Genomic DNA, 25,102 nt, shown 5'->3' with positions numbered 1-25,102 from the left:
GACTTATAGAGACAAAGGAAAGCTTTAAGGGCAGAAGGAGTGGACGATTCAATGAAATGGCACGAGATGGGACAAACCGAATTGTTAAACGTAACAAAAACGTCCATTGAGAAAGGGCTGACAGAAAAAGAGGTTAAAAAGCGGCTTGAAAGACACGGGGCAAACGAACTTCTTGAAGGCGAAAAAACGTCGGCACTGGCTTTGTTTTTTTCGCAGTTTAAAGACTTCATGGTTCTTGTGCTGCTTGCGGCGACGTTGGTTTCCGGCTTTTTGGGTGAATATATCGACGCGATTGCCATCATTGCGATCATCTTCGTAAACGGCATCCTCGGTTTTTTCCAGGAACGAAAGGCGGAGAAATCGCTTCAGGCATTGAAGGAACTGTCCGCCCCGCAGGTGACGGCGCTCCGCGACGGAAGCTGGGTTAAAATTCCTTCAAAAGAGCTTGTGCCGGGAGATGTTGTGCGCTTTTCAAGCGGGGACAGAATCGGCGCTGATCTCAGGCTGATCGAGACGAAAAGCCTTGAAATAGAAGAGTCGGCCCTTACCGGCGAGTCGCTCCCGGTATCAAAGCAGTCGGAACGTTTTCAGGCTTCGGATGTGTCGCTCGGCGATTTGAAGAATATGGCCTTTATGGGAACGCTCGTGACAAGGGGAAGCGGGATCGGCATCGTCATTGGCACCGGGATGAACTCGGCGATGGGAAAAATCGCCGATATGCTTGAATCGGCCGGAAATGCGGCGACTCCGCTACAAAGAAGGCTGGAGGAGCTCGGAAAAATTCTGATCGTGGCGGCGCTGTTATTGACGCTCCTTGTCGTGGTGGCAGGCGTTGTGCGAGGCCATGATCTGTACAGCATGTTTTTAGCCGGCGTTTCGCTCGCCGTCGCCGCCATTCCTGAAGGGCTGCCGGCGATTGTCACGGTCGCCCTGTCCCTCGGCGTTCAGCGGATGATCAGGCAAAAATCGATCGTCAGAAAGCTGCCCGCCGTTGAAACGCTGGGATGCGCTTCGATTATTTGCTCCGATAAGACGGGAACGATGACGCAGAACAAAATGACCGTCACCCACGTATGGTCAGAGGGGAAAACGTGGAACGTGTCAGGCATCGGCTATGATCCCCAAGGCTCTTTCAGCATGAACGGCCGGGATATTCAAGTCAAAAACCACAAGTCATTGCAGCAGGTGCTCCTGTTTGGGGCATTGTGCAATTCATCCTCGATCATTGAAGAAGACGGCGAGTTCCGCCTCGATGGAGACCCGACGGAAGGCGCTTTGCTGACGGCCGCCAAAAAAGCGGGGTTTACGGACCGGTATGTCGGCGAACATTTTAAGATTGTCGAAGAGTTTCCGTTCGATTCCGCCCGGAAAATGATGTCCGTCGTCGCGGAGGATGCAAGCGGCAAGCGCTTTGTCATTGCCAAGGGAGCTCCCGATGTGTTAATGAAGCGCTCCTCCGCCGTTTATAAAGAAGGCAGGCGAGAGCCGTTTTCAAAAGAGAGACTCGCCGAAACGAACACAGCGCTGGAAATGCTCGCATCCCAGGCGCTGAGGACGATTGCAGTGGCCTATAAACCGGTCAAGGAATCTGCGAATCTCTCCATTGAGAAAGCGGAGTCCGACTTAACGTTTATCGGGCTTATGGGAATGATTGACCCGCCTCGGCCTGAAGTAAAACAGGCCATTAAAGAATGCCGCGATGCCGGGATCAAAACGGTCATGATCACAGGCGACCACGTGACAACGGCACAGGCGATTGCGAAACAACTGGGGCTCTTGCCGCGGGGCGGTAAAGTCATGGACGGGCAGACGCTCAATGAGCTTACACAGGAAGAGCTGACAGAAATCGTCGAAGATGTGTACGTGTTTGCCAGAGTATCGCCAGAGCACAAGCTGAAAATCGTCACCGCCTATCAGGAAAACGGCCATGTGGTCGCGATGACAGGTGACGGCGTCAATGATGCGCCGGCGATCAAGCAGGCCGATATCGGCATCGCGATGGGCATCACCGGAACGGACGTTGCCAAAGAAGCTTCATCCCTCATTCTCGTCGATGATAATTTTGCCACGATCAAGTCGGCGATCAAAGAAGGGCGGAACATCTACGAAAATATTAGGAAGTTTATCAGATATCTGCTCGCTTCAAATGTCGGGGAAATTCTTGTCATGCTGTTTGCGATGATGCTTGCCCTGCCGTTGCCGCTCGTTCCGATCCAGATCCTTTGGGTCAACCTTGTGACGGACGGACTGCCGGCCATGGCGCTCGGAATGGATCAGCCGGAAGGCGATGTGATGAGGCGGAAGCCGCGCCACCCGAAAGAGGGGGTCTTTGCGAGAGGCCTTGGCTGGAAAGTCGTATCGCGCGGCTTTTTAATCGGGGCGGCGACGCTTGCGGCGTTCATGTTTATCTACCACCGCAACCCGGATGCGCTTGCATATGCCCAGACCGTCGCGTTTGCTACTCTGGTGCTTGCCCAGCTCATTCACGTGTTTGACTGCCGCAGCGAGCGGTCCATTTTTGAACGGAACCCGTTTGAAAACGTTTATTTGCTCGGCGCTGTGTTGTCTTCGATCGTATTGATGCTTGTCGTCATTTACTATCCGCCGCTGCAGCCGATCTTCCACACCGTGCCGATCTTAATGGCGGACTGGCTGCTGATTATCGGAATGTCGGCCATCCCAACTTTTTTGCTTGCCGGGTCACTTTTGACAAGAAAAAAGTAGGCTTGTATGATATAATCTTAAAGGTAATAGAGGTTTCTATTGCCTTTTTAAGCTTGCCGGAAAACGCTCCGGCTTTTTCGGGGAGAAGGCACGTCATTGCCTAAAGCATCATCAATTTTTGATGAAAGTATACAGAATTGGGTGTGTTTTATGATACGGAGTATGACCGGTTTCGGCAGCGCGAGCAAAGCGGAGGATGGTCTGACAGTAGCTGTTGAGCTGAAATCTGTCAACTATCGCTTTAAAGAAGTGAACGCCCGCATGCCAAGGCCATTGCTCTATTTGGAAGACAAAATAAAGCAGACGATTTTTAAACATATACAAAGAGGACGGCTGGAGCTGTTCGTTTCGGTTGACGACGAGGCGCTCATCAGCCGGAAAATCCAGGTCGACTGGCCGCTGCTTGAAGAATACATGAAAACGGCTGACGAGCTGAAAGACCGCTATAAGCTTTCAGGCGAGATCACGCTTCATGACGCCTTTCGGTTTGAACACGTCATTCAAATCGAAGAGGAGCCCGTTTATCACGAACACCTTGAGCGGGTTCTCCTTGAGACGGTTGAAGCGGCCGTCAGCGAACTGTGCAGCATGCGCGAAGCTGAGGGAGCGAGGCTGAAAGACGACTGCCTTCAGCACATCGCTAAGCTTGAGAAGCTGACCGGCGAAATCGAAGCGCTCGCCCCCGCGGTCGTCGACCATTACCGCGAACGCCTTGAATCAAGGCTTGAAGAATGGTCGGCCGACCGTTTTGACGAAAGCCGCCTGCTGACGGAAGTGGCCTTATTTGCAGACCGCTCCGACATCACGGAAGAAGTAACGAGGCTGAAAAGCCATTTCCGCCAGTTCCGCGATATTTGCGAAGCGGGAGGCGCCAGCGGCCGCAAGCTCGACTTCCTCGTTCAGGAATTAAACCGCGAAGCCAACACGATTGGTTCAAAGGCAAATGATCACCGCATCACAAAATGCGTGGTCGAAATGAAAAGCTCTATTGAAAAAATAAAAGAACAAGTGCAAAATATAGAATAGCGATTGTGCGTATTGTTTACGGACGTTCTCATCAGGTTAAACTAGAGACGTCCAAATATACAGGGGGAACGTATAGGATGACGATTAAACTGATCAATATCGGCTTTGGAAATATCATATCCGCCAACCGGCTCATCTCGATTGTGAGTCCTGAGTCCGCGCCCATCAAACGGATGATCCAGGATGCGAGGGACCGCGGCATGCTCATAGATGCTACATATGGAAGAAGAACGCGTGCGGTTGTCATTATGGACAGTGACCATATCATCTTATCTGCCGTCCAGCCTGAGACAGTAGCACAAAGGCTTTCTGTAAAAGAAGAAATCATGGATGAAGGGCAGGGATAAAGAGCCTTATGAAAGAAAGAGGATTATTGATCGTTCTCTCCGGCCCTTCAGGCGTCGGCAAAGGAACAGTCAGACAGGCGCTGTTTGCTCAGGAGGACACAAAATTTGAATATTCGATTTCCGTCACGACGAGAAAGCCGAGACAAGGCGAACGGGACGGAGTGGACTACTTTTTTAAAACCCGCGAAGAGTTTGAAGAAATGATTGAGAACAACAAGCTGCTCGAATGGGCTGAGTACGTCGGCAACTATTACGGCACGCCCATTGACTACGTTGAAAAAACGCTTCAGGAAGGAAAGGACGTTTTCCTTGAAATCGAGGTTCAGGGAGCGCTTCAAGTGAGGAAGGCCTTTCCTGAAGGGCTGTTTATCTTTTTGGCGCCGCCGAGCCTCGCCGAGCTGAAAAACCGGATCGTCACAAGAGGGACGGAAACAGAGGCCCTCATCGAAAACCGGATGAAAGCGGCGAAGGAAGAAATCGAACTGATGGACGCCTATGACTATGTTGTCGAAAATGACAGCATCGAGCTTGCTTGCGAAAAAATTAAAGCAATCGTTCTCGCCGAGCATTTGAGGCGGGATCGCGTTGCCCCGAGATATAAGAAAATGCTGGAGGTTGAATAACTTATGCTAGATCCGTCAATTGACTCTCTCATGAATAAACTGGATTCAAAATACACGCTTGTGACCGTTGCTGCAAGACGCGCCCGCGAAATGCAGATGAACAAAGACGAACAGATCGAAAATCCGAAATCTCACAAATTTGTCGGCAGAGCCCTTGAAGAAATTGATGCTGGCCTATTGACGTTTGAAAAGGAAAATCGCTAATAGCCGAAAAAATAGCAACCTATCCATTAGGTTGTTATTTTTTTCACGGCCACGAACCAAAACTTAAGGGGGAAAAACGATGCTGAAAAATCGAAACATCTTGCTGGGCGTAAGCGGAGGGATTGCGGTTTATAAAGCGGCCGCACTGACGAGTAAGCTTGTTCAGGCAGGGGCAAACGTGAAGGTCATCATGACAAAATCCGCCTGTGAATTTGTTTCCCCGCTCACCTTTCAGGCGCTCTCCCGGCATGAAGTATATACAAATACATTTGAAGAACCGAATCCCCGCGTGATCGCCCACATCGATGCCGCCGACTGGGCCGATCTCGTCATCGTCGCTCCGGCTACGGCCAATATCATCGGAAAACTCGCGTCAGGCATCGCCGATGACATGCTGACGACGACGCTTTTGGCGACGACCGCGCCGGTATGGATCGCGCCGGCGATGAACGTTCATATGTATGACCATCCGGCCGTAAAACGGAATATCGGCATTCTGTATCAAGACGGCTACCGGTTTATTGAACCGAGTGAAGGGTACCTTGCGTGCGGTTATGTCGGCAAAGGCAGGCTGGAGGAGCCTGAGCGGATCGTCGAACTTGCCGAAGAGCACTTTTCAGGCGGAAGGATGGGCCCTTTGAAAGGTAAACACGTTGTGGTCACAGCGGGTCCGACAAGGGAGCAGATCGACCCTGTCCGCTTTTTCTCAAACCGTTCGACGGGCAAGATGGGCTATGCCATCGCTGAAGAAGCGGCAAAGCTGGGCGCCCGTGTGACACTGGTTTCCGGTCCGACATCGCTTGAAGCGCCGTCCGCTGTTGACGTCGTCCGCGTCAATTCGGCTGATGACATGTATGATGCGGTCTTATCCGTATTTGAAGACGCAGACATCGTTTTTAAAACCGCAGCGGTCGCGGACTATAAGCCAAAATACGTCCATGACCAAAAAATGAAGAAAAAAGACGGGAGCCTCGTGATTGAGCTTGAGCGGACAAAAGATATTTTAAAAGAGCTCGGTCAGCGGAAAACAAAACAAATCTTAATCGGCTTCGCTGCGGAAACACAGCATGTCGAAGAGTACGCGCAAAAAAAGCTGGCATCTAAAAACCTCGACATGGTCGTCGCCAACAACATTACGGCTGAAGGCGCCGGCTTTGGAACGGAGACGAACATTGTGACGGTTTTTTATAAAAACGGAGATAAGAAAGCGCACCCGCTCATGACGAAGCGGGAGGTCGCATCTGAAATCCTGAAGGACGCCGCAGCGCTCGCCGAACGGGGCGGGACGTCTTCATGAATTTTGCCGAAGTGATCGTCGATGTCACCACTAAAAATATAGACAGACCGTTTGATTACCGGATACCTGACAAATGGAGGGGAATGATCAAGAAAGGGATGCGGGTTGTCGTCCCCTTCGGTCCCCGTAAAATTCAAGGGTTCGTCATCAATGTGAAAGACGCTTCAGATCTTTCCGGGCGGTCTGTCAAGGACATTGAGGAAATCCTTGACCTGACGCCTGTTTTGACTGAAGAGCTTCTCGAGCTGTCCGACTGGCTGACGGAAAAGACGCTTTCATATAAAATCACGGCTTTACAGGCGATGCTTCCGCCGGCCATGAAAGCGAAATACGCAAAAGAAATCAAAGTGATCGGGAACGAACCGCTTCCAGAACCATTACAAAGCCTGTTTTCTGAAAGAAACGCGCTTTCCTATTCAGATATCGAAGATCCCCGGACACTAAAGCTCATTCAGCGCCAGGTACAAGAGGGAAACCTTGAAGTGACATACAAGGTCAACCAAAAAACGAACAAAAAGACGCAGCGCACGGTATCGGCCCTCCGTTCGAAAGCTGAACTGAAAGAGGCGCTTTCGGGGCTTTCCCCGCAGGCTGTCAAACAAAAAGCGATTCTCGAATTTTTTATTGAGGGCAGTGAAGGGATGACCGTAACCGTAAAAGAGCTTGTAGACAAAACCGGAGGGTCGTCCGCTTCCTTGAAACCGCTTTTGCAAAAAGGTTTGTTACAGGAAGGCGAACGGGAGGTTTACCGGGACCCCTATCAGGACAGAATGTTCAAAAAAACCGAACCGCTTCCGCTGACAGAAGAGCAGTCGCGGGCTTATGAAGCGATTTCTGAAGCGGTTGAAAACGATCGTCATGACGTCTTCCTCCTTCACGGTGTAACGGGAAGCGGCAAAACGGAAATCTATCTGCAATCGATTGAAAAGGTGCTGAACGCCGGAAAAGAAGCGATCGTCCTCGTGCCGGAAATCTCGTTGACTCCGCAGATGGTTCATCGTTTTAAAGGCCGGTTCGGCTCACAGGTGGCGGTTTTGCACAGCGGCCTTTCCACAGGAGAAAAGTATGATGAATGGCGAAAAATCCACCGCAAAGAGGTCCGCCTTGCCGTAGGGGCTCGCTCTGCGATTTTCGCCCCGTTTGAAAACCTCGGAATGATCATCATTGATGAAGAGCATGAGACGTCATACAAACAGGAAGAAATGCCGAGATATCATGCGAAGGAAGCGGCGATTAAACGTGCTGAGCACCACCGGTGTCCGGTTGTTCTCGGGAGCGCGACGCCGACGCTCGAATCGTATGCAAGAGCCAAAAAAGGCGTGTACAAGCTTCTGTCCCTCAAGCACCGCGTCAACAGCCAGGTCATGCCTGATGTTTCGCTGGTCGATATGAGGGAGGAGCTGAGAAACGGAAACCGCTCGATGTTTTCGAGAGCTTTAATGGAAGAACTCGAAAAAACGCTTGAAAAAGGCGAACAGGCCGTCCTCTTTTTAAACAAAAGGGGCTATTCCTCATTTGTGATGTGCAGGGACTGCGGCTATGTCATCCAGTGTCCGCATTGCGAAATTTCCCTCACATACCACAGATTCGGACAGCGCCTGAAATGCCACTACTGCGGCTTTGAAACCGGCATGCCGTCAACATGTCCCGAATGCACAAGCGAGCACATCCGCTACTTTGGCACAGGGACGCAGCGCGTCGAAGAAGAATTGACGAAAATTCTCCCGCAAGCCAGAGTGATCCGCATGGATGTTGATACAACGTCCCGGAAAGGAGCGCATGAAAAGCTGCTGACATCCTTCGGCAAAGGTGAAGCCGACATTTTGCTCGGGACGCAGATGATCGCCAAAGGCCTTGATTTCGAAAACGTCACGCTCGTCGGCGTGCTGAGCGCAGACACGATGCTGCACATCCCTGATTTCAGGGCCGCTGAAAAGACGTTTCAGCTGATGACGCAAGTCAGCGGGAGAGCGGGGCGCCACGAAAAACCGGGCAAGGTGATCATTCAAACCTATACACCGTCACACTACAGCATCCAGCTTACAAAAACGCACGACTATGAAACGTTTTTTCAGCAGGAGATGATGCACAGAAGGGTACAGGCGTATCCGCCGTATTATTACTTGGCTCTGATCACCGTGTCCCATGAAGAAGTGACAAAGACGGCTCTCGTTACTGAAAAAATCGTCCAATATTTAAAGGCGAACATTCAGGGAGATGCGAAAATCCTCGGGCCCGTCGCTTCGCCGATCGCCAGGATCAAGGATAGATATCGCTACCAATGCGTGATAAAATACAAACAGGATCATCAGCTGGCACCTTTGCTGAAAAACATCATGGATCATTACAAGCGCGATATCGAACAAAAGCAATTGACGATCTCGATCGATATGAATCCGTATATGATGATGTAACAATACAATGTGATGGAGGAATTTTAGATTGGCAGTAAAACCGATTGTGACGTACCCGGCAGATGTTCTCGAAACGCCTGCCGAGCCCGTTACGGCTTTTGATAAATCGTTGAAAAAACTACTTGATAACATGTATGATACGATGCTTGAACTTGACGGAGTCGGACTGGCTGCACCGCAAATCGGCGTCTCCAAAAGGGCGGCAGTCGTCGATATCGGTGATGAAACGGGAAGAATCGAACTGATTAATCCCGAGGTCATCGAGGAGCGCGGCGAACAAACAGGACCGGAAGGATGCTTAAGCTTCCCCGATCTGTACGGTGAGGTCATGCGGTCTGATTACGTGAAAGTGCGGGCGCTCGACCGCCGCGGAAAGCCGTTCACCATTGAAGCGGAGGGCTTTTTGGCCAGAGCGCTGCTTCATGAAATCGACCATTTGGACGGCATTTTATTTACATCAAAAATCACGCGCTATTATGATGCGGAAGAACTTGCGGAAATGGAAGGATGATTGGATGACAAGGATTGTCTTTATGGGAACGCCGGATTTTTCGGTTCCTGTGCTGAACACGCTGATTAAGGACGGCTATGAAGTGGTGGGCGTCGTCACCCAGCCTGACCGTCCGAAAGGCAGAAAAAAAGTGATGACACCGCCGCCGGTTAAGGAGGAAGCGCTGCGCCACGGAATTCCCGTGCTTCAGCCGGAAAAAGTGAGGGAAGAACAGGAGACCGACAAGATCCTTGAGCTTAAGCCTGATTTAATCGTAACGGCGGCATTCGGGCAAATCCTGCCGAAAAAGCTGTTGGATTATCCGAAATACGGCTGCATCAACGTCCATGCGTCCCTTCTCCCTGAGCTGCGCGGAGGAGCGCCGATCCATTATGCGATCCTTGAAGGAAAGCAAAAGACAGGCGTGACGATCATGTACATGGTCGAAAAGCTCGATGCCGGAGATATGCTGTCAAAAGTCGAAGTTGACATCGAAGAGCACGATAATGTCGGCACGCTCCACGACAAATTGAGCAAAGCGGGGGCCGCGCTTCTTTCTGAAACGGTGCCGAAAGTAGTAGACGGCTCCGTGACGCCGGAAGAGCAGGATGAGGAAAAAGCGACATACGCTCCAAACATTAAGCGCGATCAAGAGCGGATCGACTGGTCACAGCCCGGCGAGGTATTGTACAACCAGGTCCGCGGCTTAAACCCATGGCCTGTCGCATATACGACCCTCGGGGGACAAATCTTGAAAGTATGGGCGGCCGAAAAAGTTTCCGCAGAAAAACAGGCTGAGCCGGGAGAGATCATCGCTATTGAAAAAGACGGCATCGTTGTCGCCGCAGGAAACGGCACTTCACTTAAACTAACGGAAGTGCAGCCTGCCGGGAAAAAAAGAATGAAAGGCGAAGATTTCGTCAGGGGAGCGGGTCTTCAAGCCGGAATGAAATTAGGGTATAACGATGAAAAAAAGTAATGTCAGGGAAGTCGCGCTCGATACATTGATTAAGCTTGATCAAAATCAAGCGTACAGCAACCTTCTTTTGCAGTCGGTCATGAAAACGAACGATTTAAACGACAAGGACAGGGGTCTTTTAACTGAACTCGTATACGGCACCCTTCAAAACAAGCTTGCCCTCGACTATATGCTGAAGCCGTTTATTAAAAAGCCGGAAAAAGTGAAGCCGTGGGTAATCCACCTGTTAAGATTGTCGCTGTATCAAATGGAATATTTGGAGAAAATCCCGGATCGGGCCGCATTGTTTGAAGCGGTAGAAATCGCGAAAAAACGCGGGCATAAAGGAATTTCTTCATTTGTCAACGGGGTTTTGCGTTCCGTCCAGAGGGAAGGCGTTCCTTCATTTGCGGAAATCGGCGATCCGGTTAAGCGCCTGGCGACCGAAACGAGCCATCCGGAATGGCTTGTCAAAGAATGGGCGGAAGCGTACGGATTTGAGGCGGCCGAACGCATTTGCCGCATTCATATGATACCGCCAAAGCAGACGATCCGCGTCAACAGGCTGAAAAACGACAGGGACACGATGCTCAAGCACTTGAGCGAAGCGGGAATTGAGGCCGAAAAAGGCGACCTCTCGCCGGACGCACTCAAACTGTCAAAGGGAACGATTGCTTCAACCCCATTTTTCAAGGAAGGCGATGTGACGATCCAGGATGAAAGCTCGATGCTCGTCGCGAGGGCCCTCGGTCCAAAGCCGGGTGAAACAGTACTTGATGCGTGCGCGGCTCCGGGAGGGAAATCGACTCATATCGGCGAGCTCCTTGAAAATACCGGGAAGGTCGTTTCCCTCGATCTGCACAAGCATAAAGTGAAGCTCATCAGGGAAACCGCCGGCCGGCTCGGACTTTCCAACATTGAAACGGCAGCAATGGATGCCAGAAAAGCGGCCGAAGTTTTTCAGCCGGAGCAATTTGACCGGATTCTCGTCGACGCGCCGTGCTCAGGGTTCGGCGTCATCCGCAGGAAGCCGGATCTCAAATACAGCAAAACACCGGAAGACAGCGCCCGCCTTTCCGGCATTCAACTCGCGATTTTAAACGAAATCGCGCCGCTTTTGAAAAAAGGCGGCACACTGGTCTACAGTACGTGTACAATAGACCGGACAGAAAACGAACAAGTCATGCATGCGTTTTTGGAAGAACACGATGAATTTGAACTTGATCCGACGCTGAAGGACCGGCTGCCGGAAAAAGCCGCGCCTTATGTGAAGGACGGAAGTATTCAAATTCTTCCCCATTATTTCGGTACAGACGGCTTCTTTATTTGCAGCATGAGAAAGAGGGATCACAATGATTGAATCAAAACAAAAGGCAAGAAAAGAATTGCGGACTGAGAAACCGTCGATTTATTCTTTTGAAATCGATGACATCAAAAGCTGGCTTGAGGAAAACGGCGAAAAGCCTTTCCGCGCCACGCAAATCTTTGAATGGCTATATAGTAAAAGAGTTTCGTCATTTGACGAGATGACAAACCTTTCAAAAGAGCTTCGCAATAAGCTCAAAGAGCATTTTGTATTGACAACGCTCAAAACGGCCGTCAAGCAGACATCCCAGGACGGAACGATGAAATTCTTATTCGAACTTCATGACGGGTATACGATCGAAACCGTTTTAATGAGACACGATTACGGCAATTCTGTTTGTGTCACCACACAGGTCGGCTGCCGCATCGGCTGTACATTTTGCGCATCCACGCTCGGCGGGCTGAAGCGGAACCTTGAAGCCGGGGAAATCGTCGCACAGGTTGTCAAGGTGCAGCAGGCGCTCGATGAAACAGATGAGCGCGTCAGCTCTATCGTGATCATGGGAATCGGCGAACCGTTCGATAATTTCCAGGAGATGCTCGCCTTTTTAAAAATCGTCAACCATGATAAAGGACTGAACATCGGCGCGCGCCATATTACAGTGTCAACGAGCGGGATCATTCCGAAAATCTACGAGTTTGCAGATGAAAAGCTGCAAATCAACTTTGCGATTTCACTGCATGCGCCAAACACCGAGATCAGAAGCCGGCTGATGCCGATCAACAGGGCATACAAGCTGCCTGAGCTGATGAAGGCCGTCGATTACTATATCAAGAAAACCGGCAGAAGGATCACCTTTGAGTACGGGCTTTTCGGCGGTGTCAACGATCAGGTTGAACACGCGGAAGAACTCGCAGCGCTATTAAAAGGAATCAAGTGTCACGTCAATTTAATTCCCGTCAATTATGTACCCGAACGAGACTATGTCAGAACACCTAAAGAACAGATTTTCGCCTTTGAAAAAACATTAAAGTCTCATGGAGTCAATGTTACGATCAGAAGAGAGCAAGGCCATGATATTGACGCTGCCTGCGGACAGCTGCGTGCGAAGGAGCGTCAAGAAGAGACGAGGTGAATCAAGGTTGAAGACAGCCTTAAAAACAGACAGGGGAAAGATACGTCAGCACAATGAAGATGATGCCGGCATTTTTACAGGAAAAGAAGAGCGGGTTTTGGCCGTTGTCTGCGACGGAATGGGAGGCCATCTTGCGGGAGACGTCGCCAGCAGGATGGCGGTCTCTGCCCTCAAGGACGCCTGGGAGCAGGCGCAAGATATTCCGGATTCACCGGCTGAAACCGAAACCTGGCTAAAAGGACAGATTACCGCCGTCAACCAAAAGGTTTACGACCATTCGAGGGCGCACGAAGAATGCCATGGAATGGGGACGACGGTCGTCTGCGCCTTATATACGGGAAAAACGCTGACGGTAGCCCATATCGGAGACAGCCGCTGCTACCTCCTGCACAAAGACAGCTTCACACAGCTGACCGAAGACCATTCGCTTGTCAATGAACTGGTGCGGACAGGGGGGATTTCAAAAGAAGACGCCGAACATCACCCGCGGAAAAATGTGCTGACGAAAGCGCTCGGCACAGATCCCGAAGTGGAGGTAGAGGCCCATTCCTTTGAAATGGAACCAGGTGATAAGGTTCTGTTATGTTCCGACGGCCTGACGAACAAGGTCGATGATGTGAAGCTGAAAGATATGCTTCAATCTGCTTCTTCCTTGGAAGAAAAAGCGGAGCGGCTTGTTCAGGCGGCAAATGACAACGGCGGTGAAGACAACATTACCGTTGTGCTGCTGGAGCTTCCTTCTCAAACTGAAGAAGGTGAAGACAAGTGCTAATCGGCAAACGGATCAGCGGACGTTATCACATCCTGCGAGCCATTGGCGGAGGGGGAATGGCTAACGTTTATTTGGCAAATGACATCATACTCGACCGGGAAGTCGCGATTAAGGTGCTGCGGTTTGACTTCGTTCATGACGCCGATTTTATCAGGCGTTTCAGAAGGGAAGCCCAGGCCGCCGCAAGTCTCGATCATCCGAATATCGTCAGCATTTATGATGTCGGAGAAGAAGATGACATCTATTATATCGTGATGGAGTACGTAGAGGGAATGACCCTGAAAGAATACATAAACCAATCCGGCCCCCTTCACCCAAAAGAAGCGGTCCAGATCACGGAGCAAATCGTGTCGGCTATCGCACACGCCCATGATAATCGGATTGTCCACAGGGATATCAAGCCGCACAATATCCTGATTGACCATTTGGGACATATTAAAGTCACCGATTTCGGCATCGCCATGGCGTTAAGCTCTACGACCATCACACACACCAACTCGGTTTTGGGCTCGGTCCATTACCTTTCGCCCGAACAGGCAAGGGGCGGCCTGTCCACGAAAAAATCCGATATTTATTCGCTCGGCATCGTGCTGTTTGAGCTGTTAACCGCACGTACGCCGTTTGAAGGGGAGTCAGCGGTCAGCATCGCGCTCAAGCACCTGCAATCGGAAACGCCTTCAGTGAAAAGGTGGAATCCGGCCGTGCCGCAAAGCTTGGAAAACGTCGTTCTAAAGGCGACAGCCAAAGATCCGTTTCACCGCTACGAAACGGCCGAGGACATGGAAAGCGATTTGAGGACGGCTTTTGATCCGGACAGGATGAACGAACAGAAATTCACGATCCCGCCGGACGATGAAATGACAAAAGCGGTCCCTGTCATCAAAGATGTGCCTGATGACGGAAACGGGGGGCATTCAAGCGCCCCGGTTGACGAGCCGGCTGCACCACACAAAAAAGCAAAGAAAAAAAGGAAGAAGTGGCCGCTCGTTGTATTGACGCTGTTTTTTATTTTGGTCACGTCCGTTATCTTGGCGGTGACGGTATTTCCGTCGCTGTTCATACCGAAAGATGTGAAGGTTCCCAATGTGGCCGGCCTTGAGTATGAAGAGGCTGTCACCCTTCTTGAAAATGACGGATTTGAAGTTGATCCGAACGCCGAAGACATTGCCGACGAAAAAATCAAGGAAGGCCTGATCGTCAAATCCGATCCGGCGGCCGGCGATGTTGTCAAGGAAGGCGCGACGGTCAAGCTTTATAAAAGTTCGGGCAAGGAGAAAAAAGAGGTTGACGATGTTGTCGGCCAGAACATCGATACGGCGAAAGACCTGCTTGAACAAAAAGGCTTTAAACACGTTACAACAGAAGAGGTGTATGATGATGAGGAAGCGGGAACCGTCATCGGTCAGCAGCCGTCAGCGGGAGCGGAAATCGTCCCCGGCGATGATGACGTCAAATTGACGGTCAGCCTGGGGCCTGAAAATATTACGCTCAGGGATTTGAAAACGTACAGCAAACAGGCGGCTTCCGGCTATTTGGAAGACCACCAGCTCGTCCTTGTTGAGAAGGAGAAACATTCCGACGATGTTCCGGAAGGCCAGGTCATAAAGCAAAAGCCTGCGGCCGGGACGTCTGTCAAACCGGGATCAAAAGTCGAGGTCACGTTTTCGCTCGGACCTGAAAAAAAACCGGCCAAGACGGTGACGGAAAAGATCGACATCCCTTATGAGCCGGATACGCCGGGCGAAGAGCTCGACGTCCAGATCTCAATCGATGATGCCGAGCACAGCATCTCAGATTCCTATGAAAACTTTAAAATCACCGCCCCGGCCGAGCGGACGATCAAATTTAAAATTGAGCCGGGCCAAAAAGGGTATTATCAAGTGACGGTCAACAATAAAGTGATCAGGTCAAAAACGATCGAATATCCTGACGATGAATAAAGGAGGTGCAATATGCCCGAGGGCAAAATCATTAAAGCGTTAAGCGGCTTTTATTACGTATTGGATGGTGATCAGGTCATTCAATGCAGGGGGAGGGGGATATTCAGGAAAAATAAAGTCACCCCCCTTGTCGGCGACGATGTCGTATATCAAGCCGACAATGATAAGGAAGGCTACCTTCTTGAGATAAAAAAAAGGGTCAACGAATTGGTGAGGCCTCCGATCAGCAATGTCGATCAGGCGGTTCTTGTGTTTTCGGCAAAAGAGCCGAATTTCAGCACTTCGCTTTTGGATCGTTTTTTAGTTCTCGTTGAAGCGAATGATATCAAGCCGATTATCTGCATTACGAAAATGGACTTGGCCGGGGAGGACCGGGAAGGCGAAATCAGGCGCTATGCCGAAGACTACCGGCAGATCGGCTATCACGTCTATTTGACGTCAACGAAAAACGGAAGCGGCACGGAAGAGATCATTCCGCATTTTCAAGACAGCATTACCGTGTTTGCCGGCCAGTCCGGCGTCGGGAAATCTTCGCTGTTAAATGCGATCAGCCCCGGCCTTGAATTGAAAACCGCACGTATCTCGGCTCATCTCGGCAGGGGAAAGCATACGACGCGCCACGTCGAGCTGATTCATGCGGGCGGCGGACTCATCGCGGATACGCCGGGATTCAGCTCGCTTGAGTTCACGGGCATTGAAGCGGAAGATTTGGGCTATACATTTTTGGAGATCGCAGAAAAAAGCGCTGCGTGCAAATTCCGCGGATGCCTGCATGTAAAAGAGCCGGACTGCGCCGTGAAAAAAGCGGTGGAAAATGGAGAAATCGCTTCATACCGGTATGATCATTATGTTGAATTTTTATCAGAGATCAAAGACAGAAAGCCGAGGTATTAAAATATGGTATATGTTGCTCCATCGATTCTTTCAGCAGATTTTGCCCGATTGGGCGAAGAGATTAAAGATGTTGAACAAGGCGGTGCCGATTACATCCATATTGACGTGATGGACGGGCATTTTGTTCCCAACCTGACGATCGGACCGCTTGTCGTAGAAGCCGTCCGCCCGATTACGAAGCTGCCGCTCGATGTCCACTTGATGATTGAAGAGCCGGACCGCTATATTCCCGCGTTTGCAAAAGCGGGGGCGGACATGATTTCCGTCCATGTCGAAGCCTGTCCGCATCTTCACCGGACGATCCAGCTGATCAAGGAGCAGGGGGTGAAAGCGGGCGTCGTGTTAAACCCGCACACCCCTGTCCAGCAGATCGAACATGTGATAAAAGACCTTGATCTCGTGTTATTGATGACGGTGAACCCCGGCTTTGGCGGGCAGTCGTTTATTTCTTCCGTCGTTTCGAAAATCAGGCAAGTCAAAGAGCTTGCAGATAAGAACGGGCTTTCCGATCTATTGATCGAAGTCGATGGAGGCGTCAACAAAGAGACGGCTGCACAGTGTACAGAAGCAGGCGCTAACCTGCTTGTTGCGGGTTCTGCAATCTACAACGAGAAAGACCGCAAAAAAGCCATTGCAGACATTAGAGGAGCGCTTAGATAACACGTTTTAGCCAAAAAGAGAGCCGGCCTTCGAAGCCGGGCTCTTTTTTAAAACGGCGTGAGAAAGGATACATCGATCATGAACATCAATATTGTTGCCGGAGGACCCGGGAACCTCATCCCCGATTTGTCAGAGTACCGGGAAAAGGATGCGTTTTGGATCGGCGTTGACAGGGGAGCGGTGACGCTTCTCGATTCAGGGATCATTCCGGATGAAGCGTTCGGCGATTTTGACAGCATCACAATAGAGCAAAAAAAAGCGATTGAAAAAGCCGCGCCCGGCCTCCATATCTATCAAGCCGAGAAGGACAAGACAGACCTGGACCTCGCCCTCAGCTGGGCAGTCGAGCAGCGGCCAGCCTCCATCAGGATGTTCGGCATCTCAGGAGGCAGGGCCGACCATTTTCTCGGAAATCTGCAGCTTCTTTACCAGGCGCTCCAACGCAATGTGAGCGCCGTAATGATCGACCGGCAAAATACGATCAGCATGTTCTCCCCAGGCTCCTATACCGTCCTGCGCGACCCCGTGAAGCCGTACGTGTCATTCCTGCCGTTTACAGAAACGGTGAATAACCTTTCTCTCGAAGGATTTAAGTATTCTTTAAATAAGTGTCATATTGCACTTGGTTCGACACTATGTATTAGTAACGAACTCATCCGATCACAAGGTGCTTTTTCGTTTACTGAAGGCATATTAATAATGATAAGAAGCACTGATTAAAATATCGCGGCTCTTTCCGCTAAGCGGATGTTTAGGGATCCGGTTGTCAGACATGCGGTTTACAGGGGCTCTTATAGGAGGGAACGGAATGAAATTTTACACCATTAAATTACCGAAGTTTCTGGGGGGAATCGTCCGGGCGATGCTGGGTTCGTTTCGCAAAGACTAGCAAGCGCCCCTTCTTCCCTGGACGAAAAAGAACGAAAAAACGCCTGCCCTCAAACACAGTCGCTTTGGGCAGGCGTTTATTTTTTCTTATACACGCTCAACTTTTCCAGATTTCAAAGCTCGAGCAGATACATATACTTTTTTAGGCTTGCCGTTCACAAGGATGCGCACTTTTTGAACGTTTGCGCCCCATGTGCGTTTAGAAGCGTTCATCGCGTGAGAACGAGAATTGCCAGAACGTGATTTTCTGCCTGTAATAACGCATTTACGTGCCATTCGTTTCCCTCCTAACTCTAAAAACAAACATCATTATTCATTATCATTTGATCGTTTGTGATGCTTCACATACTTTAATAATTTACCACAGCTGAAAACCGTTTGCAACTATTGATTACTCTCCTTTCAAGAATAATTCCTTGACATCTTGAAAAAATAACCCCGCTGTAGTATAAGTAGGGTTGGGTCCAGAGGGAAGCTTGCCTGTTCTTTTAAAAAGAAGATCCTTATAGTAGAATGATGATAACTCGGTCATAGAGACTCAAAAAGGAGGAACCGACGTGTCCATCGAATTTCGAACAAAATACGGACAGATTGATATATCGAACGAAGTCATCGCCATGGTTGCCGGAGGGGCGGCGATTGACTGCTACGGGATCGTAGGTATGGCATCCAAGAACCAAATTAAAGACGGGCTGACTGAAATCCTCAGAAAAGAGAACTTCAGCCGCGGAGTGATTGTCCGTCAGGAAGAAGACCGCATTCACATTGACATGTACATCATTGTCAGCTACGGAACAAAAATTTCAGAAGTGGCACACAATGTTCAAACAAAAGTCAAATACACGCTGGATCACACAATAGGTCTTGCAGTTGATTCCGTAAACATTTACGTACAAGGAGTACGAGTGACGAACCCGTAGTTAGGAGGAAAACAAGAGTGTCTATACGAAACCTGGATGGGAAGGCCTTTGCAGAAATGATTCTGTACGGCGCGCACCATCTGTCTCAAAACGCAAACGTGGTTGATGCGTTAAACGTTTTTCCCGTGCCGGACGGTGATACAGGAACGAACATGAATTTATCGATGACATCCGGTGCAAAAGAAGTGGAGCAAATCGATACGGCAAATATCGGCAAAGTGGCGGCAAGCCTTTCTAAAGGGCTCCTCATGGGAGCCCGGGGAAACTCCGGCGTCATTTTATCGCAGCTGTTCAGGGGCTTTGGAAAGTCGATCGAACAGAAAAGCGAAATTGATGCAAAGGAATTTGCGGCCGCGTTTCAGGCCGGGGTCGACACCGCCTATAAAGCGGTCATGAAACCGGTAGAAGGCACGATTTTGACGGTTGCGAAAGACGCGGCCAGAAAAGCCGTCCACGCCGCGCGAACTGAAACCGATATCATTGCCGTCATGGAGGCCGTTGTCAAGGAAGCGTCTGCTTCATTGGAGCGGACCCCTGAGCTCTTGCCGGTATTAAAAGAAGTCGGCGTCGTCGACAGCGGAGGAAAAGGACTCTTGTACGTATATGAGGGTTTCCTTGCTTCTTTAAAAGGAGAAAAGCTGTCGGATAAAGCGGCCGCGCTTCCGTCATTGGACGATCTCGTCAGCGCGGAGCATCATAAAAGCGCACAAAGTCATATGAACACTGAAGACATCGAATTCGGCTATTGCACGGAATTCATGGTAAAGCTTGACAAGGAGAAAGACAGCTTTCAAGAAGACGCGTTCCGCCGGGATTTAAGCAGATTCGGCGATTCGCTGCTCGTCGTCTCTGACGAGAACCTTGCAAAAGTGCACATCCATGCCGAAGTTCCGGGTGAAGTCCTGACATATGCGCAAAAGTACGGAAGCTTGATCAATATGAAGATTGAAAATATGAGAGAGCAGCACAGCGCGATTGTCGGTCAAACGAAGGAAGATGCTGCTGTTAAGGCTCCAGCCGAAAAACAGCCGTACGGCGTTGTCACCGTAGCGATGGGTGAAGGGATTGCCGAGCTCCTCAAAAGCATCGGTGCGACGGTTGTGATCGAAGGCGGCCAGACGATGAATCCGAGCACGGAAGACATCGTTCAGGCGATAAAGGATGCCAATGCGGACACAGTCGTGATCCTGCCGAATAACTCCAACATCGTCATGGCGGCCAACCAGGCGGCAGACGTCGCGGATCAAACCGTGATCGTCGTCCCGACAAAGACCGTTCCTCAAGGAATGGCCGCGCTTCTCGCATTCAACTCTGCCGCAAGCACGGAAGAAAACGAGTCGAATATGCTTGAAGCGATCACCCATGTCAAAAGCGGACAGATCACATATGCTGTCAGAGATACGAACATTGACGGCATCGACATTAAAAAAGGCGACTTCATGGGCATCCTCGACGGAAAAATCATTGAAACAGCGTCAGAGCAATTGACGGCAGCCAAAAAGCTGATCGCCGAAATGATCGATGAAGACAGCGAAATCGTGACGATTATGAAAGGCGAAGACGCTTCAGAAGAAGAAGCAGAAGAGCTCGCCAAGTATGTCAGCGAAACATTCGAAGATGTTGAAGTCGAAATTCATGACGGCAAACAGCCGCTGTATTCTTACATTTTGGCTGTGGAATAATCATTGACGGCAGAAGGGCGTTTTAAAAAAGCCCTTCTCTTCTTTTGGCTTTTTTTAAAGCGTGCTCGCGGGCTCCTCGCGGCTGTCTGCTTGCCAATTGAACTTAGATCGATTAGTCTAAAAAAAACGGCTGTTTTCCGGTATTCACAGTGAAATCTGTGAACGCATGAAAGGGGGATATACATGAAATACAGAAGTGTGTTTGATATTATCGGGCCTGTCATGATCGGACCGTCAAGTTCTCATACTGCAGGCGCCGCCAGAATCGGCAGGGTCGCCAGAAGCGTGTTTGGAAGAGAACCGAAACGCATCATCGTTTCTTTATACGGCTCTTTTGCCGAAACCTATAAAGGGCACGGGACGGATGTGGCGATCATCGGCGGTCTTTTAGATTTTGATACATTTGACGAAAGAATTAAAGAATCCATCCGCATCGCGGAAGAAAAGGGAATCGAAATCGAGTTCCGCGAAGAAGACGCGGTGCCGAAACACCCGAATACAGCCCGCCTTCTCATCTCTGATGAAGAAGGATCCCTTGAACTTGTGGGCATTTCGATCGGCGGAGGAAAAATCGAAATTATAGAGCTTAACGGCTTTGAACTCAGATTGTCGGGTAATCACCCTGCTATTTTAGTCGTCCATAATGACCGGTACGGAACCATTGCAGGCGTTGCCAACGTGCTGGCAAAATTCGCGATTAACATCGGCCATATGGAAGTGGCCCGCAAAGACGTCGGACAGGAAGCACTCATGACAATCGAGGTCGATCAGGCGATCGATCCGGCCGTATTTGACGAACTGCGGACGCTGCCGAATATCATCGAAGTGACGCAGATCGCCGACTAAAGGACAAAGAGAGGGAGTTTATATGTTTCGAAACGTAAAAGAATTGATACAGCTGACGAATGAGAAAAACGTCTCCATCTCAGAAATCATGATCACCCAGGAAATCGAGGTGTCAGGCCGGACGAGAGAAGAGATTTTCGAGCAGATGGAGGCCAATTTAGAAGTGATGGAAGCGGCTGTGGAAAAAGGCATCAGCGGCGTTCAGTCACACTCGGGATTAACCGGCGGCGATGCCGTCAAGCTGCAGGCTTATCTCAAATCGGGAAAAGGGCTGTCAGGAGACGTGATTTTGGACGCCGTCAGCAAAGCGGTTGCGACAAATGAAGTCAACGCCGCAATGGGGACGATCTGCGCGACACCAACGGCAGGATCGGCAGGCGTCGTGCCCGGCACGCTGTTTGCCGTCAAAGACAAGCTCAATCCGACAAAAGAGCAGATGGTCCGCTTTTTATTCACCTCAGGCGCGTTCGGATTTGTCGTCGCCAACAATGCGAGCATCTCCGGAGCGGCCGGGGGATGTCAGGCTGAAGTCGGATCTGCCTCAGGAATGGCTGCGGCGGCCATCGTCGAAATGGCGGGAGGAACGCCTGAACAGTGCGCCGAAGCGATGGCAATCGCCTTGAAAAACGTGCTCGGTCTTGTGTGCGATCCCGTCGCAGGGCTTGTCGAAGTTCCTTGTGTGAAACGAAATGCGATGGGAGCGGCAAATGCGATGGTTGCGGCAGATATGGCGCTCGCCGGTATTACGAGCCGGATTCCGTGCGATGAAGTCATTGATGCGATGTACAAAATCGGGCAAACGATGCCGACGGCTTTAAGGGAAACTGGCCGCGGCGGTCTCGCTGCAACCCCGACAGGTAAAGAATTGGAGAAAAAAATATTCGGAGGGGCGTCAACTGCACGTGAAGAACAATCTGCAAAATAGCGTATCTGTTGTAAAAGGAATCGGGGCGGAAACGGAAAAGACGCTGAACGAGCTCGGCATCTACGACGTTTCCGATCTTTTGAACTACTTCCCGTACCGGTATGACGATTATGAATTGCGCGATTTGGAAGAAGTGGCACACGAGGAGAGAGTGACGGTCGAAGGGAAGGTTCACAGCGAGCCTTCTCTTACATATTACGGAAAAAAACGGAGCCGACTCACGTTTCGGCTTTTGGTCGGAAACTACCTGATCACGGCGATTTGCTTTAACCGGCCGTATTTGAAAAAGAAGCTGGCCATCGGGTCGGTTGTCACCGTTTCAGGAAAATGGGACAAGCACAGGCAGTCGGTGATGGTCCAGGAATTGAAAAACGGACCCCATAAGGAAGATCAAACGATAGAACCCGTCTATTCGGTGAAAGAAAACATCACGGTAAAGACGATGCGGAAACTGATTCAGGAAGCTGTTCACACCCATCTGCAATACGCCGAGGATCCACTTCCGGAAAAGCTGCGGCTCGCCTACAAACTTCCTTCTTACCGGGATGCGGTAAAAGCGATCCACAAACCGGAGACGAGGGAGGCGTTAAAACAGGCGCGCCGCCGCTTTGTCTATGAAGAATTTTTATTGTTTCAGCTCAAAATGCAGGCGCTGCGGAAATTTGAGCGGGAAGAGTCCCGGGGGATCAGGCACGCCTTTAAACGCGAAGACGTCGATCAATTTGTCAAAAGCCTTCCGTTTACGCTGACAAACGCCCAGGCGAAAGCCCTTGGCGACATCTTAAACGATATGGCTTCCGAATACAAAATGAACCGGCTGCTGCAGGGCGACGTCGGCTCGGGCAAAACGGCAGTCGCCGCCATCGCTTTGTACGCTTCGATTTTATCCGGCTGTCAGGGCGCGCTGATGGTTCCGACCGAAATACTGGCCGAACAGCACGCGGACTCATTGGTTTCCCTGTTTGAAAACATGGATGTCAATGTCGCGCTTTTGACAAGCTCTGTAAAAGGCAAAAGAAGGCGGGAGCTTTTGGAAAGGCTGCAAGAAGGCGAAATTGATATTTTAGTAGGAACGCACGCCCTCATCCAGGACGATGTGCATTTTCAGCAGCTCGGCCTTGTCATTACGGATGAACAGCACCGGTTTGGCGTCGAGCAGCGAAAAAAATTGCGAAGCAAAGGAAAGGACCCCGACGTCCTGTTCATGACGGCGACGCCGATTCCAAGAACGCTCGCGATCACGGTATTTGGCGAAATGGATGTCTCGATCATTGACGAAATGCCGGCGGGACGCAAGCGAATTGAGACGTATTGGGTGAAGCACGACATGCTTGAACGGATTCTTGCCTTTATTGAAAAAGAACTGAAAAAAGGCAGGCAGGCTTACGTCATCTGCCCGCTGATCGAAGAGTCGGACAAACTTGACGTGCAAAATGCGATCGATGTGCACAGCATGCTGACCCACGCTTTTCAAGGGAGATGGCGGATCGGGCTGATGCACGGAAAACTGTCCAACGATGAAAAAGAACAAGTGATGAGACAGTTCAGCAGCAATGAATGCCAGATTCTCGTCTCGACCACCGTTGTGGAAGTCGGCGTAAACGTGCCGAACGCGACCATGATGCTGATCTATGATGCCGACCGCTTCGGACTCTCGCAGCTTCACCAGCTTCGCGGCCGCGTCGGACGCGGCGACCATCAGTCGTACTGCATCCTGATGGCTGATCCGAAGTCTGAAACAGGCAAGGAGCGGATGGCGATCATGTCCGAAACGACCGACGGCTTTGAGCTTTCTGAAAAGGATCTCGAACTAAGGGGGCCGGGCGACTTTTTCGGCAAAAAGCAAAGCGGAATGCCGGAGTTTAAAGTCGCTGACATGGTCCATGACTACCGCGCGCTTGAGACTGCCAGAAAAGACGCGGCAGAGCTCGTCTCCTCAAAAGCGTTCTGGACGGATTCCGAATATGCCCCGTTAAGGGAGCATTTGCAAAAAAGCGGAATCATAGGCGGTGAAAAACTAAGCTGACTCAGAAATTTCAACCGTGAACAGGAGAAAGAAAGATTGCATTCCAATCTATGAAATTATATACTACTATTAGTACCTAGTCACAATTGCGCGGATGGTGTTTATAAATATGAGAAAAAGCAAAAGGGAACGCCAAGAATTGCTGCAGCAGACGATTAAAATGACCCCGTTCATTACAGACGAAGAGTTGGCGGAGAAATTTAAAGTCAGCATTCAGACGATTCGTTTAGACCGTTTGGAACTTTCGATACCCGAGCTTCGGGAAAGAATCAAAAGTGTTGCCGAAAAATCGCTCGAGGACGAAGTGAAGTCGCTGTCGCTTGATGAAGTCATCGGAGAAATCATCGACCTTGAGCTTGATGAACATGCGATTTCGATCCTTGAGATCCGAAGGGAACACGTGTTCAGCCGCAACCAAATCGCCAGGGGGCACCATTTGTTCGCCCAGGCCAACTCGCTTGCCGTCGCCCTCATCGACGATGAGCTTGCGCTGACCGCAAAAGCGGATATCCGCTTTACAAGGCAGGTCAAACAAGGCGAGCGGGTTGTGGCAAAAGCGAAAGTCGTGAAGCTTGATAAAGATAAAGGCAGAACGGTTGTCGAAGTGAACAGCTTTGTTGCCGAAGAGCCTGTGTTTTCAGGCGAATTTGTCATGTATCGTTCAAAACAATCATAGAAGGTGGCGCGTTTGTCATGAGAATTGCAGTAGATGCTATGGGAGGCGACAATGCTCCTAAAGCGGTAATCGACGGAGTGATGCAGGCGGTCAAGGATTTTCAGGACCTTGAGATCACACTCATCGGAGACCGGGAAAAAATAGCCGGCCATTTAACAGAACACGGACGGATCACCGTCAAACATGCAGAAGAAGTCATTGAAGCGACAGACGAACCTGTCCGGGCTGTCAGAAGAAAGAAAAACTCTTCGATGGTCCTCATGGCGCAAGAAGTTGCAGAAGGCAGAGCCGACGCTTGTATTTCGGCTGGAAACACCGGCGCTTTAATGACAGCCGGACTTTTTATCGT

At 50.4% G+C, this 25,102-nt stretch carries 24 protein-coding genes and 1 pseudogene; 24 read left to right on the top strand and 1 reads right to left on the bottom strand.

The window, feature by feature from the left end:
- The first annotated feature begins 51 nt into the window (after positions 1-51).
- The 17 genes from AB447_RS12810 to spoVM all read left to right on the top strand — a co-directional run bounded on the left by AB447_RS12810 (position 52) and on the right by spoVM (position 17,679).
- Positions 52-2,724, top strand: a complete 2,673-nt coding sequence (locus AB447_RS12810; protein ID WP_048354648.1) for a calcium-translocating P-type ATPase, SERCA-type — start codon at positions 52-54, stop codon at positions 2,722-2,724.
- Between the two features lie 150 nt (positions 2,725-2,874).
- Entirely contained in the window at positions 2,875-3,750 is an 876-nt protein-coding gene (locus AB447_RS12805) for a YicC/YloC family endoribonuclease (protein ID WP_048354668.1), read from the top strand.
- 77 nt (positions 3,751-3,827) lie between these two features.
- Positions 3,828-4,097, top strand: coding sequence for an extracellular matrix/biofilm regulator RemA (gene remA, locus AB447_RS12800; RefSeq protein WP_003181657.1), 270 nt, complete (start codon positions 3,828-3,830; stop codon positions 4,095-4,097).
- Positions 4,098-4,105: 8 nt separating this feature from the next.
- A complete protein-coding gene (gene gmk, locus AB447_RS12795; protein WP_046129011.1) occupies positions 4,106-4,720 on the top strand; it encodes a guanylate kinase in 615 nt (204 codons plus the stop codon).
- A 3-nt stretch (positions 4,721-4,723) separates the two neighbouring features.
- Positions 4,724-4,924, top strand: a complete 201-nt coding sequence (gene rpoZ, locus AB447_RS12790) for a DNA-directed RNA polymerase subunit omega (RefSeq protein WP_048354647.1) — start codon at positions 4,724-4,726, stop codon at positions 4,922-4,924.
- Between the two features lie 79 nt (positions 4,925-5,003).
- Entirely contained in the window at positions 5,004-6,221 is a 1,218-nt protein-coding gene (gene coaBC, locus AB447_RS12785; RefSeq protein WP_048406815.1) for a bifunctional phosphopantothenoylcysteine decarboxylase/phosphopantothenate--cysteine ligase CoaBC, read from the top strand.
- Complete coding sequence (gene priA, locus AB447_RS12780) at positions 6,218-8,635, top strand: primosomal protein N' (protein ID WP_048406816.1); 2,418 nt, start codon at positions 6,218-6,220, stop codon at positions 8,633-8,635. The genes coaBC and priA overlap by 4 nt, the downstream gene beginning before the upstream one ends.
- 28 nt (positions 8,636-8,663) lie before the next feature.
- Positions 8,664-9,146: a peptide deformylase gene (gene def, locus AB447_RS12775; protein ID WP_048354646.1), complete on the top strand. Its 483-nt coding sequence runs from the start codon at positions 8,664-8,666 to the stop codon at positions 9,144-9,146.
- Positions 9,147-9,150: 4 nt separating this feature from the next.
- Positions 9,151-10,104 (top strand): methionyl-tRNA formyltransferase, encoded by a 954-nt coding sequence (gene fmt, locus AB447_RS12770; protein WP_048354645.1) that lies wholly within the window; start codon positions 9,151-9,153, stop codon positions 10,102-10,104.
- Positions 10,091-11,443, top strand: coding sequence for a 16S rRNA (cytosine(967)-C(5))-methyltransferase RsmB (gene rsmB, locus AB447_RS12765; RefSeq protein WP_048354644.1), 1,353 nt, complete (start codon positions 10,091-10,093; stop codon positions 11,441-11,443). Before fmt ends, rsmB begins: the two co-directional genes overlap by 14 nt.
- The gene (gene rlmN / locus AB447_RS12760; RefSeq protein ID WP_048354643.1) at positions 11,436-12,524 is read left to right on the top strand and encodes a dual-specificity RNA methyltransferase RlmN; all 1,089 of its coding nucleotides are present in this window, start codon (positions 11,436-11,438) and stop codon (positions 12,522-12,524) included. Before rsmB ends, rlmN begins: the two co-directional genes overlap by 8 nt.
- Positions 12,525-12,531: 7 nt before the next feature.
- The gene (locus AB447_RS12755) at positions 12,532-13,296 is read left to right on the top strand and encodes a Stp1/IreP family PP2C-type Ser/Thr phosphatase (protein WP_048354642.1); all 765 of its coding nucleotides are present in this window, start codon (positions 12,532-12,534) and stop codon (positions 13,294-13,296) included.
- Positions 13,290-15,236, top strand: coding sequence for a Stk1 family PASTA domain-containing Ser/Thr kinase (pknB, locus tag AB447_RS12750; protein ID WP_048354641.1), 1,947 nt, complete (start codon positions 13,290-13,292; stop codon positions 15,234-15,236). Before AB447_RS12755 ends, pknB begins: the two co-directional genes overlap by 7 nt.
- A 12-nt stretch (positions 15,237-15,248) precedes the next feature.
- Complete coding sequence (gene rsgA, locus AB447_RS12745; RefSeq protein WP_057957598.1) at positions 15,249-16,130, top strand: ribosome small subunit-dependent GTPase A; 882 nt, start codon at positions 15,249-15,251, stop codon at positions 16,128-16,130.
- A gap of 3 nt (positions 16,131-16,133) precedes the next feature.
- The gene (gene rpe, locus AB447_RS12740; RefSeq protein WP_048354640.1) at positions 16,134-16,790 is read left to right on the top strand and encodes a ribulose-phosphate 3-epimerase; all 657 of its coding nucleotides are present in this window, start codon (positions 16,134-16,136) and stop codon (positions 16,788-16,790) included.
- Between the two features lie 75 nt (positions 16,791-16,865).
- On the top strand, positions 16,866-17,510 hold the full coding sequence (locus AB447_RS12735) for a thiamine diphosphokinase (RefSeq protein WP_096892160.1): 645 nt from the start codon (positions 16,866-16,868) through the stop codon (positions 17,508-17,510).
- Positions 17,511-17,598: 88 nt separating this feature from the next.
- Positions 17,599-17,679 carry a stage V sporulation protein SpoVM gene (spoVM, locus tag AB447_RS12730; protein ID WP_003221545.1) on the top strand — a complete coding sequence of 27 codons (81 nt, stop codon included), beginning with the start codon at positions 17,599-17,601 and terminating at the stop codon, positions 17,677-17,679.
- Between the two features lie 86 nt (positions 17,680-17,765).
- Here spoVM and rpmB read toward each other — a convergent pair whose 3' ends face one another.
- Positions 17,766-17,954, bottom strand: a complete 189-nt coding sequence (gene rpmB / locus AB447_RS12725; protein WP_003181685.1) for a 50S ribosomal protein L28 — start codon at positions 17,952-17,954, stop codon at positions 17,766-17,768.
- 281 nt (positions 17,955-18,235) lie between these two features.
- Between rpmB and AB447_RS12720 the strand changes: the two genes are divergently transcribed.
- From AB447_RS12720 to AB447_RS12690, 7 genes and pseudogenes are all read left to right on the top strand, one after another.
- Positions 18,236-18,598: an Asp23/Gls24 family envelope stress response protein gene (locus AB447_RS12720; protein WP_046128998.1), complete on the top strand. Its 363-nt coding sequence runs from the start codon at positions 18,236-18,238 to the stop codon at positions 18,596-18,598.
- A gap of 17 nt (positions 18,599-18,615) precedes the next feature.
- Entirely contained in the window at positions 18,616-20,280 is a 1,665-nt protein-coding gene (locus AB447_RS12715; protein ID WP_057957597.1) for a DAK2 domain-containing protein, read from the top strand.
- A gap of 183 nt (positions 20,281-20,463) precedes the next feature.
- A complete protein-coding gene (gene sdaAB / locus AB447_RS12710; RefSeq protein ID WP_046128996.1) occupies positions 20,464-21,126 on the top strand; it encodes an L-serine ammonia-lyase, iron-sulfur-dependent subunit beta in 663 nt (220 codons plus the stop codon).
- Positions 21,127-21,148: 22 nt separating this feature from the next.
- Positions 21,149-22,051 carry an L-serine ammonia-lyase, iron-sulfur-dependent, subunit alpha gene (sdaAA, locus tag AB447_RS12705; RefSeq protein ID WP_048354638.1) on the top strand — a complete coding sequence of 301 codons (903 nt, stop codon included), beginning with the start codon at positions 21,149-21,151 and terminating at the stop codon, positions 22,049-22,051.
- Complete coding sequence (gene recG / locus AB447_RS12700; RefSeq protein WP_048354637.1) at positions 22,029-24,077, top strand: ATP-dependent DNA helicase RecG; 2,049 nt, start codon at positions 22,029-22,031, stop codon at positions 24,075-24,077. The genes sdaAA and recG overlap by 23 nt, the downstream gene beginning before the upstream one ends.
- Before the next feature lie 109 nt (positions 24,078-24,186).
- Complete coding sequence (gene fapR, locus AB447_RS12695; protein WP_048354636.1) at positions 24,187-24,753, top strand: transcription factor FapR; 567 nt, start codon at positions 24,187-24,189, stop codon at positions 24,751-24,753.
- Between the two features lie 17 nt (positions 24,754-24,770).
- Positions 24,771-25,102 (top strand): annotated as a pseudogene (locus AB447_RS12690) (phosphate acyltransferase PlsX); the annotation flags it as partial.

The organism is Bacillus glycinifermentans (genome assembly GCF_001042475.2).
GTDB classification, from domain to species: Bacteria; Bacillota; Bacilli; order Bacillales; family Bacillaceae; genus Bacillus; species Bacillus glycinifermentans.
The sequence above is the reverse complement of the archived record's forward strand: the minus strand, read 5'-3'. Positions and strand labels throughout refer to the sequence as shown.